General features: G+C 64.5%; 9 protein-coding genes and 1 tRNA gene. 5 read left to right on the top strand and 5 right to left on the bottom strand.

The genetic code is table 11. The features are described 5' to 3' along the window. Nucleotides 1–5: 5 nt before the first annotated feature. Nucleotides 6–797 carry a c-type cytochrome gene (locus MD221_RS15040; protein WP_242112715.1) on the top strand — a complete coding sequence of 264 codons (792 nt, stop codon included), beginning with the start codon at nucleotides 6–8 and terminating at the stop codon, nucleotides 795–797. Nucleotides 798–1,046: 249 nt separating this feature from the next. On the opposite strand, the gene MD221_RS15035 is transcribed toward MD221_RS15040, so the two are convergent. From MD221_RS15035 to MD221_RS15025, 3 genes are all read right to left on the bottom strand, one after another. Beyond that, entirely contained in the window at nucleotides 1,047–2,279 is a 1,233-nt protein-coding gene (locus MD221_RS15035; RefSeq protein ID WP_242112713.1) for a M23 family metallopeptidase, read from the bottom strand. 684 nt (nucleotides 2,280–2,963) lie between these two features. After that, the gene (locus MD221_RS15030; protein WP_242112711.1) at nucleotides 2,964–3,638 is read right to left on the bottom strand and encodes a hypothetical protein; all 675 of its coding nucleotides are present in this window, start codon (nucleotides 3,636–3,638) and stop codon (nucleotides 2,964–2,966) included. Nucleotides 3,639–3,712: 74 nt separating this feature from the next. Next, the gene (locus tag MD221_RS15025) at nucleotides 3,713–6,754 is read right to left on the bottom strand and encodes an HsdM family class I SAM-dependent methyltransferase (RefSeq protein WP_242112708.1); all 3,042 of its coding nucleotides are present in this window, start codon (nucleotides 6,752–6,754) and stop codon (nucleotides 3,713–3,715) included. A 288-nt stretch (nucleotides 6,755–7,042) separates the two neighbouring features. Here MD221_RS15025 and MD221_RS17665 point away from each other — a divergent pair, with 288 nt between their 5' ends. Further along, nucleotides 7,043–7,570 carry a tyrosine-type recombinase/integrase gene (locus MD221_RS17665; protein WP_425602292.1) on the top strand — a complete coding sequence of 176 codons (528 nt, stop codon included), beginning with the start codon at nucleotides 7,043–7,045 and terminating at the stop codon, nucleotides 7,568–7,570. Between the two features lie 371 nt (nucleotides 7,571–7,941). Then, nucleotides 7,942–9,180, top strand: coding sequence for a HEPN/Toprim-associated domain-containing protein (locus MD221_RS15020; RefSeq protein ID WP_242112707.1), 1,239 nt, complete (start codon nucleotides 7,942–7,944; stop codon nucleotides 9,178–9,180). Nucleotides 9,181–9,351: 171 nt separating this feature from the next. Here the strand turns inward: MD221_RS15020 and MD221_RS15015 are convergent. Together MD221_RS15015 and MD221_RS15010 are read right to left on the bottom strand one after the other, a co-directional pair. Next, a tRNA-Ile gene (locus MD221_RS15015) sits at nucleotides 9,352–9,424 on the bottom strand. Between the two features lie 170 nt (nucleotides 9,425–9,594). After that, nucleotides 9,595–11,946 carry a GH92 family glycosyl hydrolase gene (locus tag MD221_RS15010; RefSeq protein WP_425602291.1) on the bottom strand — a complete coding sequence of 784 codons (2,352 nt, stop codon included), beginning with the start codon at nucleotides 11,944–11,946 and terminating at the stop codon, nucleotides 9,595–9,597. Nucleotides 11,947–12,227: 281 nt separating this feature from the next. On the opposite strand from MD221_RS15010, the gene MD221_RS15005 reads away from it, so the two are divergent. Further along, nucleotides 12,228–13,535, top strand: a complete 1,308-nt coding sequence (locus MD221_RS15005) for a sugar MFS transporter (RefSeq protein WP_242112706.1) — start codon at nucleotides 12,228–12,230, stop codon at nucleotides 13,533–13,535. Further along, nucleotides 13,535–14,599, top strand: coding sequence for a carbohydrate kinase family protein (locus tag MD221_RS15000; RefSeq protein ID WP_242112705.1), 1,065 nt, complete (start codon nucleotides 13,535–13,537; stop codon nucleotides 14,597–14,599). The genes MD221_RS15005 and MD221_RS15000 overlap by 1 nt, the downstream gene beginning before the upstream one ends. Nucleotides 14,600–14,630: the final 31 nt, after the last annotated feature.

Here is a 14,630-nt window from a genome sequence, read left to right as displayed (position 1 = left end):
CCGACATGACAAGCATTGCCAAGACGTTTCTCGCGGCAGGCGTCGTGCTCGGCCTGTTGGCCGCCGGCGGCGCCGTGGCCTTGTATTCCGGCGCCTACAACGTCGGGGCCGACGTACCGCACACCCGTCCGGTCTACGCGCTCCTGGACATCGCGCGCGAGCGCTCCATCGCCTCGCGCGCGCGCCAGCTGCAGGTCCCGCCCGGCCTGGACGACCCGGCCAACATCCGGCAAGGCGCCGGCAATTACGCCGCGATGTGCGTCGGCTGCCATCTGGCTCCCGGCATGCCCGACACCGAGCTGCGCAAGGGCCTGTATCCGCAGCCGCCCGACCTCACCCAGGAAGACGTCGCGGCCGCCGAGGCCTTCTGGACCATCAAGCACGGCATCAAGGCCAGCGGCATGCCCGCCTGGGGCAGGAGCATGGACGATCCCTACATCTGGAACATGGTCGCGTTCCTGCGGGTGCTGCCCAAGCTCGACAAGGTGGAGTACGACGCGCTGGTGGCCGGCAGCGGCGGACATTCGCATGGCGGCGGCGAAACATCCGATCCTCCGCATAGCGGCGGCACGGACGGACACCATCATGACGCCGGCATGGACGCGGCCAAGAAGATGGCGACGCATGGCGAGGCAGATCACCACGCTTCGCATGCCGGGCCCCATCCCGGGAGCGCTGCAGCCCTTCCCGCAGCGGCTGCCGACAAAGCCGCCAACGACGGAGGCGGCACGGAACGCAGTCCGCCGCCAGGCGAACAGGCGGAACCCGCGCATGCCGGGCACGCTCATCAACATTGACGCGTCGGGCGTCATGGAGTTTCGTTCGCCGCCAGGTGCACCATGCATCGTCCCTCACGGGAGGGACGAACTACGGGGCGTAAGGCGTGAGGCAATCAACCTGGCTCCCGCCGCCTGCTTTCAACTGAAAGCAGGCGGCGGGAAAGCCGACATGGCCCGCATTTGGGAAACGTCGACGCCTTGCATTGTCGCTCGGGGAAAGAAAGGCCAGACACGCACACCCTCTGGCGCCCCCTCGAACAGTGGCCGCTATTCGTCGAACTCGACGACGACGTTCCATCCCGGCCATTCATTGCGCCGGAGACGCGTTGCCCGCTGCGCCGGCCAGGGCGTACGCCCCAGCGCACCGATGTCCCCGTAACGCCCCAGCTCGCGCCAGCCCGACAACGCGAACGGCAGCCCTTCCCCAGCCGCCGGCTCGGCGGCATCGGCGACGTGGAAGTGCAGGTGCGGCCCGGTCGAATCGCCGGTGAATCCCAAGGCGGCGATCACCTGGCCGCGTCGCACATGGTCGCCGGCCCGCACGCGGATGCTGCCCGGCTTCAGGTGCTCATAGACGGCATAACGCCCGTCGGACAAGCGCAGCGAGACGAAATTGCCGGCAGCATCGGTCAAGGCATGCTTGCGCCGCGCCGAAACAAGCTCCGGCTCCGGCATGTCGTCGCGCACCAGCGCGACGACGGCCTCATCCACCGCCAACACCTCGTCGCCATAGCCAAGCGTGTCCGCGACGCGATCCGCATCGCCGCGACTGGTCTTCCCCTGCGCATCGGTCTTCACCCAGTCGATCGCGAAGCGTCCCGGGATGCGCGCCCGCCCGCCCGTGGCGATGACGACCCGGCGGTGCCCGCGCGGCCAGTCCGGACTATGCACCGCCACCCACGGCCCGCCTCGCAGCGGCGGACCAAGCCGCAAGGTCGCCGGAACCGCGACCGGCACCGGCGGCAGTGACAAGGTACGAGTCTCATCGCCATCGAGATAGTCGACCTCGTGACGCAACGTCCTCGACAGAGCGGCAGCATCGCCGGACAGGAAATCCAGATAGATCACCGCGCGGCGACCGGGCGCGATGCCCGCCAATGCAACCGTTTCGTCCGCACCGATCGTGACCAAGCGACGCTGTAGTTCGTCTCCTCGCAGCGTCCATGCCGGCTGGCGCTTCTGGTCGACATAGACGCGCACCTCACGCACAGTCAGTGTGCGGCCGACGAAGTTGCTCAGATGCAACTCGTACAGCCATTGCAACCGGCCATCCACAATCACCGGCCCCGGCTGCGCACCGATCCTTGCATCGAAGCCCTCGGCAGTGACCGTCAATGGCTGCGCGGCGGCCCCGAGCGCGGCCAACACGATCGTGGCCAGTGCCAGCCGGCAAATGGCTCCGATCATTCCCATATCTGCACGAACTGAACCATGAAGCGGCTTCTGTTCGAATGAATCGAAGACCTCAATCGACGCACAGTGTCGGCTCGGCTCGACCATGCGACACGCGGGTTAGGCATGTGCCCGTGAAATTATAGCTTCGATAGCAGGCGCCTTGCGTGCGCGAGCCCGCCCTGGTGCCGGAGGGCGCGACACACAACCCGGCACAATCACTGTGATCCCGGCACGCCTTTCCTGCATCCGGAGTCGGCACGCTGCAGCGCTGACTCACGATGATTTCTTCCGATCCCTCCCAGCTTCCGCCAACGGCTTTGCATGCCGCTTCGGTCTGGGCTTCGGGACCAAGATGTGAGACTGGGAATGTCGCAAGCTCCCGCTCGGTAACGCATCCGACGAGAAGGGCAGACAATGAAACCATCAATGTTTTATTCATAGGAAGGGCCACCCCGACTCGCATTTTACCCTCGCATCGAAGCCTCGACGAGAACGGCCGGCGACCGCACGGCGGTACCGAGCGCAGCAGCCACGATGGCCATGGCAAACATCAATCGACAATGGTTCGGATCCTGCTCATACGCAGATTCCGGGTCATAGATTCGCTTCGGAATGAATGCACCATCGGGCTTCAGCCGTGATGCTCAGCGCATTTTCACTGTCATTAATCGTGACGCCAGAGAACCCGCTTTTGGCCAGAATAAAACAGAATAAGTCGACTCTGACCCGTGTTTTCCACTCTGACCCGTGTTTTCCTTCGTTCTTTAGCTTTCCGCCGTTGCCGCGGTGCTATGGTGCACCCGAGCTTAAGCCGGGAATATGCAGCGACCACATGTGCCAGACGCGTATCGGGCCGGGATTGTCTCCGCTGTGATAGTGCCAGGTGCGCTGATGCATGCTGTTGCCGCATAAAGGCGCAGCGGCGGCGGGAGAAGCGAAGCAGTGCCCTTGCTGTGGGATGGTGGCTAGCGTGGCATCGGCGGCCAACTTTACTTCCAGCGTCTGGCGTGGACGCGGTCGTTGCGCCTGATAGGCGATCATCATGGCGCCTTGCATGGCCCAGGCGTAGTCGCCGACGATGAAACGCTTCAACCCTTCATCGGTATAGCGGCTGATCGGCGTCTTCATCGAGACGATTTTGGTTTCGACATAGATGCCGACGTAGCGCCGCGTTTGCTGCAAGGGCCCATCGGCCAGCTGAATTATCAGATCCGGCTGCTTGTTGATGAATTGAGCGTTGTAATTAGAGAGATTCTCTGCACGACTGACGTGCTCGAAATGCGCGCTCGAAAAACCCGGTACGACGGCCGTGGGACTCTTGAGCATCTGCAACAGCAGTTCACATAGCGCGTCGGTATAGATGTCTTCGGCTGGGTTGCCTGGTGTCGGCTTGGCTAAATGCATGGCCGGATCGCTTTCGATGACTGACCAAGCATGGACCACGGCTTGTCCAATTACTCGCATGACCCCTGCAGGAACGGGGTGCGGGAAGCCGTTGTGACGGGATACCAGCTTGACAGGGCTTCCATGCAATGCAGTCACGCACGACCTCGCACGTCGGATCCATGCCCATCGGCGGCGCCATCACGCATCGGCTCATCTGGACCACCGCGCGATAGGATGCCATGGCTACGCTTGATCAGATCCAGCGCCAGCGTGCGGGCGGCGGTCTGTGTCCAATACCGGCGCTGGTTGAGGATGCCGATGAACATCGCATCGCCGTCGATGCACTCGACCAGAGACGAGTCCAGCGAATCGGCGACACTCACACTAGTCAGTAACTGATGCATCGAGGGCCCCTGCGTGCCCCCCTCAGCGCCAAGCCTCAAAAACCGCCATGGCGACAGGGGGCTTTGCGAATACAGACGTACCTGCAAAGGGGTATCGCTCATGTCGAAGGGCAGCAGCATGCTTTGCAGGGTGTCGCAGAAGGCACAAACTTCGTCGTCTTTGGGCGGAGCGACCGCCCGATGACGCACGGCAGAAAACGGCATCGCAACCGCTAGGCGATCCCGAATCAGTTGATGATCGGCGGGCCGGAGTTGATAGATGTCCTCAACCAGCGCGTTGACGGCGATCTCAGGCGGGTTCTTGGACTTCAATGCCTTAAGCCACGCGCGCAATCGTTTGCGCTGCTCGCTGGTCAGTTGCTCCAGGGGAACAATCGGGAAGCGGTCCGCCTCTTCTTTCTGCAATGTGCTGCGCTCGCACCCCAGCTTACTGCTCGTCATGAGGATGTAGTAAAGAAACAACGAGCTGTTGAACACTGCCCACAGGTACACAGCGAGCAATTCAGGATCCGGCGCGCCGGCGCAGCTGTAACCGTTGTAGGACTCGCGGTACACCACCTTCTCGAACGCCAGCATCGCCAGTGGCCGATGTGGCCGCGTGCTGGGGGCTTCGCGAAGCAGCACCAGCGGCGGCTCGTAAATGGCCTCCTTCAGGCGGGTTCGATGAAGGCGCAGCCGCTCGAAGAGCGGTAAATCTTTCACCGGCACCACGGGCCATTGCGCGTCGGGCGGTGCCGGCATTTCCGGCAGGCCCACCATCTCCGACGCGTCCTCTTTTTCGCTGCTGGTTTGGTAGCCATGACCATGTGCCAGTTTCCACTGTGCCAAGTAGGCCGCAAGCGGTGGACGCATGGCGTGCACTGCAAATTTTGTCTGCCGCGGAGAGATGGGTTGATGAACGACCCGCTCAAGCAATTCGATATCCAGCGCGTTGCCTTTAGCTAGCGTCTTGAATAGGTGCGGGATGCTACCCACCATGGTCGGATCAGAGGCCCAAGCGTCTTTGCTGTCGATCCGAACGCGCCCCTCGCGATTGAGTCCCTGATCTTCCACCGGGGTGACCGCGTAGAACCGACTGTTCTGGTCCGAAGTCCGATTACGTGCAAACAGCAGGCAAAAATGAGCCGTCATGTTCGGCCAGACACGCGTGTTACGCAGCTCCAAGCCATTGAGCACGTAGGTCACATCTAGGCCATTGAACAAGGCCTGCCGCGCTTGCACGCCTTGCTCAGTCGTTTTTGTCAGCAAGCGTCCGTGCAGCGCAAAGGCCATGACAGCGCCCGGCTTGGCGCAGCGGGTCGCCTGCCATACGAACGGTAGATCCGGCACCCCGTCCGGATTGCTGACTGGCGTAATGCCGCGATCGGCCATCGCGCTGCGGCTGATCGCATCGATCGCCTGTTGTTTCGGCTTGTCTTTGACCGCAGTCCAAGGCGGATTACCAACGACCAGGTCGAACTGCCCAGCCAACGTAGGTGGCACCGGCAAGCTTAAGCTACCCAGATCCAGGCCGGACGTGGCATCGCGCCAATACTCGGCACTCAGCAGGACGCTGCTCTGTAGTGCCTTGAACTTCAGATGTTTCAGCTGGCCTACGTTCGGATCCAGCTCCAACGCAGTCAAATACAGCGCCAACGCACTGAGTTGCCGTGCAGCCGGATTGATTTCGATGCCGACCAACTGCGTATTGAGAATCTCGCGGATCGTCTCCGTATCAGGCTGCACGCCGGTGGCCCGCCAACGCGCCTGCACCAGACGACGAAATGCCGCAAGCAAGAACACGCCCCCACCCGATGCCGGGTCGAGCACGCGTGCGAGATGCGCCGCCGGTCCCAACATCACCATGGCGTGGTCCACCATGTATTCGGCCAAATGGCGCGGCGTGTAGTAGACGCTTTTCTCACGAGCGTCGTCTTCTTCGAACCGGTGTGCGTATTCCTCGTACACCTGACTGAGCAGTCCGACCGGAATGTAGGAGAAATGCAGGTCCGCCCAGCTGAACTGCGTCTGGTACGCCCCATCACCGACCGGTTTGTCGCCGCGGATGATCGCGCTCAGGTCCTGCAAGGCCGAGCCGCCCGGCGCTGCGGCAAGCCGCTGGAAGTAGGCTTCGCTGCCCCGATCGGGCAGCTCCAGCAGGTCACCATTGAAGGTGTCATCGAGCCAGCGGCAGCTGGCTGCCGCGTGTGCAGGCGTGGCGAGGCAATCCCGAAAATCCGCCACGCCTGGTAGAGGCTTGCGGGCCGGCAGCAGTCCGCGATCGGACAGGAAGCGTAAAAACACGGCCCGTCCCACTAGCGCCAAGGCCTCGGCTGCCGTAACCCCGCGCGTGCCGATCAACTCCTCGGTGACCGCCTTGAGCAGTTCGAGCATCAACTGATGCGTGGTGTAGCCATCGCTCCGGCTTGGCACATCGCCCACCGCCAGCCGCGCAATCAGTCCCGGTGCCAGCTCGTCCAACTGCATCAGCGGCTCGGTGCGTGCCTGCACACTAGCCAAGGCAAACACTTGCACCGTCCCTGGGCGCAGAATGGCCACGTAGGGTGCGTCCGATCGCAGGGCAAGCCTGCCTAGGGCGCGGCGCAGTTCCGCATCATCGCCAACCGGCCGACTGCTGCAGTCCCAGACATACAGCAAGGGCTGGCCTTCGTGCAGCACCACCGCGTCGGGGACTGGCTGGTCGTGCTGACGTGCCTGCATCAACCCGAGAAAATCCAGGTGCTCTGGATCCGGGTGCGCCTCCTGCAACGTGACCACATCCGCGATCGGCGTTCCGAGCGCGACGGCCAAGTGCTGCCTGGAGAGCCCGGATCTCGCCATAATCTCGCGTTCCTCGTCAGCAAAACATGCTAACCCACTGATCGGGCGGCGTACACCATGGCGCGCCATCCCCCAGGTCCGCCGCGTCGGCTCCGGCTGGCTGGAACATCCCAGGCTCGAACGCACCACTCATACCGCAACTCGGGTGGAATAGGTTGCATGCCCGTCATCGCATGAATTAAGACCGCTGAGCCCGGCGTTGCCAACCCCTTAGCTAATCGCTAATGTAACTTTAGCGCGTAAAGGATACATTAGGCAATGACATCCGCCCCGCCACTGCCTCGTCAGGTCGTCGAGCTGACGAGAATTCCCGAGCGCCACCTTTTCGCCGATCGCAATGTGGTGATCGTTGAAGCCGCGCTCCTCCATGGCCTAGGTAGCACCGAGATCGCTGCGCTCAACGCCGGCGACGTAGACCTAGCCCGACGCTGCTTCCGCCGCCCCCGATCGAAGGCATGGCTGCCGCTACACACATCGCACTGGGCCAGCTGGCACCGCCTGACGGAGAGCGCAGATCCGTCCCGACCGCTTTGTCAAAGCAAGAGCGGACGACGGATGACGCGGGTGGATATCTGGCGCGTGTTGCGCCGGGTCGGCATCGAGGGCGGGCTACAGCGGGCTCTGCATAGCCGTCGAGCACGAAAGTGGGTTGGCCATGCCTTGGCCCGTCGTGAAAGAGTCGACCCGGCGAGTCTTGCCCTGGCCATGGGTGTGTCGGATTTGCGGGCGATCGCCGCATATCTGCCGACGGGGGCGACCTGGTCGTTTCCGACCCAAGCAGTGTGATCGTCAGGCTAACCATACTCCGACTTGGCCGGGGGTCCACCTGCTCTGTAGGCCGACCGCGCTCGTCCGAAGCCATGCCGACAGGCCTTGCCTATCGATGCCCATATTGATTCATGGATCCTTCGCGGCTTTGGTTGGACCATGCGCAGCGCACAGGGGCGTAGCGGAGTAGCGATATGGCCAAAGGCAGTCGCTGATGACCGTGTTCGACTCGAAGTGGACGGGCATTGCCGTGCGTTGGCGAGGGTTAGTTACACTCCAACCACTCGCAGTGTGCCAGCGCCGGCACTCTGTTGGTACGTGATTGGACGTGCCTGCTCGTTCAATACTTAGGTTCTAGCTGAGGAAGAAGCGGGAGTCATGGAGTACACATGGGATCACTTGTCAGCCTTGCCCTAGGGCCGTTCGAGGTGGACTGGGGGAAGAACAATCACATCAATTTGCATGGTGAACTGTTCCAGCCTAGCGACATCACGCTCGTCCAAGATTTTTATGTAGACAACGACGGAGAGCGCTTCACCAAGATACAACAGGGCGCATCGAAGTTGCTGAAGGATGTGCTGCCTCGACTGGAACTCCTAGGCTACACGCTGAACGCGGTGCAGGATGAGTTCGAGTTCCTAATGAGGTTGCTGGGTGAAGAGGACGACCCGCCAATCAAATTTCATGAACTCGCCGATGCCATCAAGTGTATGGACATCGACGCAGCGGCAATGGACTATCACGAGGACTACGATTTAGGAGAGTTCTTCGCGCGGCAAGTCTTCGACCGTCTTGGCTTGGGAGCGCATGCTGCTGATTCACGAAGGTATGAGCTAGGCCAGGTGATGGAGAATCTAAGTCCATACGCCGTGCTTCGGCTCCTAGCCGAGAACCCAGACAATCTCTCGCGAGCGGTGACCTGGCACTACAACGACGTGGTCGAGAACGGCTGGGTCGATGCTGAAACCATATCCGCGAGCATTGGCAACGTCAGACGTTACCTGATTGTGACGGAAGGATCGTCAGACGTGCATATTCTGCGTCGGGCACTTGAACTCCTTCGTCCGGCAACGGCTGATTTCTTCGTGTTCGTCGATATGGAAGAGGGATATCCATTTACTGGCACTGGGAACCTGCATAAGTTCTGCCAAGGGCTCGTCGCAATAGGTATCGAGAACCGAGTCGTTGTCCTCTACGACAATGACCTCGAAGGTGCCATGCGATGCGCCGACACGAATGGGTTAAATCTGCCTCCTAACATGCGTGTGACGAAGCTTCCATCACTTCCGGCCTTGGACTCGTTTCGAACCATCGGTCCTAACGGTACGGAGCTTGCAGACATTAATGGCAAGGCTGCTTCCATCGAGTGCTATCTCGACCTGGCATTTGGCACTTCTGAGACGCCGCGTGTTCGTTGGTCGACGTACATCGAGAAGGCTGATGGGTATCAAGGGGCCTTGATGTACAAAGAATCTTATGCCCGCCGCTTCATGACACTGAGGCATCGCGAGAGCGCATACGACTTCAGCAAGCTGGAGGCAGTACTGGATCACCTATTCGAGGTTTGCTTCGCCGTTGCCGAGACCAGCAAGCTGACCGAGACGGGGCGTGAGCTTGGCAGGGTTTAGGCCGGTGCTGACCCAGTCGGCATCGTCAATCTATAAGCGAGCACTCTGTCAAAACGCCCAGAAGCGTTCACGATCACATGGTACCCGTAAGTAGACGGCCAATTTATGCTTCCTATGAGCGGCCAGGTTATGGTGCCTCCCACACCCTACGGTCTGCAGCCGACTGATTAGTGGGCCCACCAGGACTCGAACCTGGAACCAAAGGATTATGAGTCCTCTGCTCTAACCATTGAGCTATAGGCCCGCGTGCGGAAAGTGTAGTGGAGCGCGGTCCGGGACGGCTAGGCGGCGCGGGGGGAGCATGGGCGCGGCAGGAAGACGGCAAGAAGAGAAGAATTGAGTGAGGAAAAGGGCGAAAAGCCGGCCCTCACCCCTGCCCCTCTCCCGCGTTGCGGGAGAGGGGTTCAGAGGACCTCAGTGGGCGGTGGAGATCGAGTACGGCTGCCGCTCGGGATGCGTGCCCCACTCGCGGTTCGGCTCGGCCTGCATGGTGAAGCGCAGTTCGCCGCCGGCGGTCAGCTCGTCGTGGCGGAGGAAGGCGCGGTCGAGCGGTTGGCCGTTGAGGGTGGCGGCGCCGATGTAGGGGTGGTCGGCGTCCAGGCCGTTGGCGACGACGGTGAAGCGCTTGCCGTTGGGCAGGTGCAGGACGGCGCGCGGCAGGAAGGGGCGGCCGATGATGTATTCGTTGCTGCCGGGGGCGACGGGGTAGAAGCCGAGGGCGGTGAAGACGTACCAGGCCGACATCTGGCCGAGGTCGTCGTTGCCGGCCAGGCCGTCGGGGCGCGGGGCGTACTGCGAGTCCATGATCTGCTGCAGCCGCGCCTGGGTGCGCCAGGGCTGGCCGGCGTAGGCGTAGAGGTAGGCGACGTGATGGCTGGGCTCGTTGCCGTGGGCGTACCAGCCGATCAGGCCGGTAATGTCCTCCATGTGCTCGAAGATCTTCGGGTCGACCTTGGCGTCGAAGACCGCGTCGAGCCGGCCGAGCAGCTTGTCGGCGCCGCCGTGCGCCTTCGCGAGGCCGGCGACGTCCTGCGGCACGTACCAGGAATACTGCCAGGCGTTGCCCTCGGTGTAGTCGGTGCCGTAGCCGCTGGCGCTGGGGTCGAAGGGCTCGCGGAAGCTGCCGTCGCGCTTGCGCGCGCGCATGAAGCCGGTCTTGGCGTCGAAGGCGTGGCGCCAGTTACCGGCGCGGGCGCCGAACTCCTTGGCGACGTCGGCGCGGCCCATGCTTTCCGCCATGCGCGCGATGGTCCAGTCGTCGAAGGCGTATTCGAGCGTCTTGGAAGCGGCCTCGCCCTCCTCGTCGATCGGCACGTAGCCGAGTTCGCGGTACTGGCGGATGCCGTCGTAGGGGCCGTAATTGGCACTGGCCACCATCGCCTGCAGTGCTTCGTCGGCGTCATAGCCGCGGATGCCCTTCATGTAGGCGTCGGCGATCACCGGCACGGCGTGGTAGCCGATCATGCACCAGGTCTCCAGGCCGTGGAACGCCCACACCGGCAGCACGCCGTAGGGGCTTTCGCGGCGCGAGGCGAGCAGCGAGTTGACGATGTCGTTGGTGCGCTGCTCGGGCTGCACGAGGGTGAGCAGGGGGTGCAGGGCGCGGTAGGTGTCCCAGAGCGAGAAGGTCGAATAGTGCGTGTAGCCCTTGGCCTGGTGCACACCGTTGTCGGGGCCGCGGTAGCGGCCGTCGCTGTCCATGAACAGGCTCGGGCCCATGAAGCTGTGGTAGAGCGCGGTGTAGAAGCTCTTGCGCATCGGCTCGGACGCGTCGATCTCCACCGCCGACAGCGCCTGCGCCCACTGCGCCCTGGCGGCGGCGCGCACGCCGTCGAAATCCCAGCCCGGCATCTCGGCGTCGAGATTGGCGATGGCGCCGTCCTCGCTCACCGGGGAGATCGACACCTTCACCAGCAGCGGCTCGCGCAGGTCGTCGCCGAAATCGAAGCTGCCGACCAATTGCCGGCCCTCGATCTGCGCGCGCTCGGCGGGGTCCTTCTCGCCCGGCGGCGGGAAGCCCTTGTAGGGGATGTCCTGCTCGGTGTTGTGGAAGGCATGGCCGCGCAGGGGCCGGGAGAAGCGCAGGGCGAAGTACAGCTGCCGGCCCGGCGCCCACCCGCGCGTCTCGCGAAAGCCGGTCACGGTGCCGTCGGGACGCAGGCGCAGCCGCGACCAGGAGATCTTGCCGGGATAGTCGTACATCGAGGTGCGCAGGTCGATCAGCACGTGCGCCGGCTTGCCCTGCGGGAAGCGGTAGCGGTGCGCGCCGACGCGGGCGCCGGCGGTGAGTTCGGCGCGCACGCCGTAATCGTCCAGGGTGACGGCGTAGTAGCCGGGCTCGGCGCGCTCGTCGTCGTGGCGGAAGCGCGAGGTGTAGCCGCTGCCAGGCTTGTCGGGCTCGCCGCGCTCCAGCCGCACGTCGCCGGCGATGGGCATCAGCAGCACGTCGCCCAGGTCGGAATGGCCGGTGCCGGAGAAGTGGGTGTGCGAGAAGCCGACGATGGTGCGGTCGTCGTAGCGGTAGCCGGCCGCCCAGCCGTAGGCGTCCTTGCGCGGCTTGATCTGGGTGTCGGGGCTGAGCTGGATCATGCCGAAGGGCACCACGGCGCCGGGAAAGGTATGGCCCTCGCCGCCGGTGCCGATGAAAGGGTCGACCGCGGCCACGGCCTGCGCCCCGTGCGCCGGCGCGTCCGCCGCCATCGCCATCGTCCCCGCCGCCAGCCACGCGCCCATCGCCACCACCGCCCCGAAGCCGATCTTGTTCATCCGGTCACATTCTTTGGATCGTTCCAAATGAAACCCTACCACCGCCGGCCAACCGGACCATGCTGCGCCGCAAAATGCCTTGGGAAGCGTTTACCGGCACCATGCCCTCCAATTTAGACCGATCTAAAACAGATGTTCCGCCACCGCGCGACGGAAAACGGCCCCGCAATCCCCGCCCTGCCCGGCCGCCGCAAGGCGATCTCCGGCCGGGCTTTCGTGTCCGCGCCGCGCCCCATTCCCTGCCCGACCACGCCGGCCTGCGGCCGCCCCGGAGCTCGTCCATGAGCCAGCAGCAACGCGATCTGTCCCACGCCGCGGCCATCGCCGTGGTCAGCCTGATTTTCTTCACCTGGGGCGGGCTGACCAGCCTCAACGACGTGCTGATCCCGCATCTGAAAGCGGTCTTTCAGATGAATTATTTCCAGACGATGCTGATCCAGATGACCTTCTTCGGCGCGTACTTCCTGATGTCGCTGCCCTCCGGCGCGGTGGTGGCACGGGTCGGCTACAAGTCGAGCATCGTGATCGGGCTGGTGGTGGCGGCCGTGGGCGCGGCGATGTTCTATCCGGCGGCGCGGCTGCCGTCCTACCCGCTGTTCCTCTCGGCGCTGTTCGTGCTGGCCAGCGGCATCACCCTGCTGCAGGTGGCGGCCAATCCCTACATCAGCCTGATCGGCGACCCGGCCGGCGCGCCCAGCCGCCTGAACCTGGCGCAGGCGCTGAATTCGCTGGGCACCACGCTGTTCCCCTCCTTGATCGGGCCGATGATCCTCGCCGCCGCCGTGCTCGGCGCCGACCAGCTCGCCGCGATGAGCGCGACCGAGCAGGCCGCCTACCGCGCGCAGCAGGCGCAATCGGTGCAGGTACCCTACCTGGCGCTGGCCGGCGGCCTGCTGGTGCTGGCGGTGTTCGTGCTGCTGATGCGCATCCCCTCGCTGCGCGAGGCCACCGACCACGGCGACGACGCGCACCACACCTTCGGCGAGGTGCTGCGCTTCCCGCACGTGCGCTGGGGCGTGCTGGCGATCTTCGTGTACGTGGGCGCCGAGGTGTCGATCGGCAGCTTCCTGATCAACTACATCTCCGGGCCGGACACCGGCGGCCTGACCGAGGCCACGGCCAGCAAGTACTTGGCCGTCTACTGGGGCGGCGCGATGGTCGGGCGCTTCATCGGCGCCGCGCTGCTGCAGGTGGTCGATGCGCGCCGCCTGCTGGCGCTGTTCGCCGGGGTCGCCATCCTGCTGCTGGTGACCACGATGTCGAGCGCGAACGCGGTGGCGATGTGGAGCGTGCTCGCCATCGGCCTGTTCAACTCGATCATGTTCCCGACCATCTTCACCGTCGCCATCGAGCGGCTCGGGCCGATGACCAGCAAAGCGTCGAGCCTGCTGATCATGGCGATCGTCGGCGGCGCGGTGATCCCGCTGCTGCAGGGCTGGCTGGCCGACCACATTGGCATCCAGCACGCCTTCGTGCTGCCGCTGCTGTGCTACGCCTACATCGCCTGGTACGGATTGCGCGGCTCGCGCCTGGCCGGCGACCTGCCGGCGGCCGCGGGCACGGCGCGCGTCGCAGGACCGATGCACTGATGTCCGCCCAACGCACCGCCGCGCGCACCTGGGTCGCCTGCTTCGGCGAAGCCCTGATCGATTTCCTCGCCCGCCCTGCCGCCGCGCCGGGCCAGCCGCGCCAGTTCGCCGAATACGCCGGCGGCGCGCCGGCCAACGTCGCCGTGGGCGTGGCCAGGCTCGGCGGGCAGTCGCGCTTCATCGGCATGCTCAGCACCGACATGTTCGGCGACTTCCTGCTGGGGCAGTTCCAGGGCTACGGCGTCGACACCGCGCAGGTGCGGCGCACCGAGGCCGCGCGCACGGCGCTGGCCTTCGTCTCGCTCGGCCTGGACGGCGAGCGCAGCTTCAATTTCTACCGTCCGCCGGCCGCCGACCTGCTGTTCCAGCCGCAGGATTTCGATGCCGAGGCCTTCGCCGACACCGCCGTCTTCCACGTCTGCTCCAACAGCCTCACCGCGCCGGCCATCGCCGGCACCACGCTGCATGGGATGGAGCTGGCCGCGCGCGCCGGCGCACTGGTCAGCATGGATCTGAACCTCAGGCCTTCGCTGTGGCCGGCCGACGTCGATCCGACGCCGACGCTGTGGCACGCGCTGGCGCCGGCGCACCTGGTCAAGCTCAGCCGCGAGGAGTTCGCGTTCCTGGCGCGGGACGGCAGCGAGGAACGCGTGCTCGCGCGCCTGTTCGAGGGCGCGACGCAGGTGCTGATCGTCACCGACGGCCCGGCGCGCATCCGCTGGTGGACGCGCGAGGCTTCCGGCACCGCCGGCACGTTCGCCGTCGACGCGGTGGACACCACGGCCGCCGGTGATGCGTTCGTGGCCGGACTGCTGCATCGGCTGGGCACGCAAGGCATCGCCGCCGGCACGCTGGCCGCCGCTTTCGCCGACGCGTCCACGCGCGAGGACCTGCTGCGCTACGCGGCGGCGGCCGGCGCGCTCACCACCACCCGCTTCGGCGCCTTCGCGGCGCTGCCGACGCACGAGCAGGTGCGGGAGCTGATCGAGGCGGGGCCGCGCCAGGACGATCCCGCGCAGGACGGCCCGCTCCCGGCCGATTCGCGCAGAACCGGTTCGCGCTAGGCGAACGCGCCCAATCCCCATCCGCAGCAAG

Source organism: Luteimonas aquatica, from assembly GCF_022662575.1.
Lineage (GTDB): Bacteria > Pseudomonadota > Gammaproteobacteria > Xanthomonadales > Xanthomonadaceae > Luteimonas > Luteimonas aquatica.
This window is presented reverse-complemented; position numbering and strand designations above follow the sequence as displayed.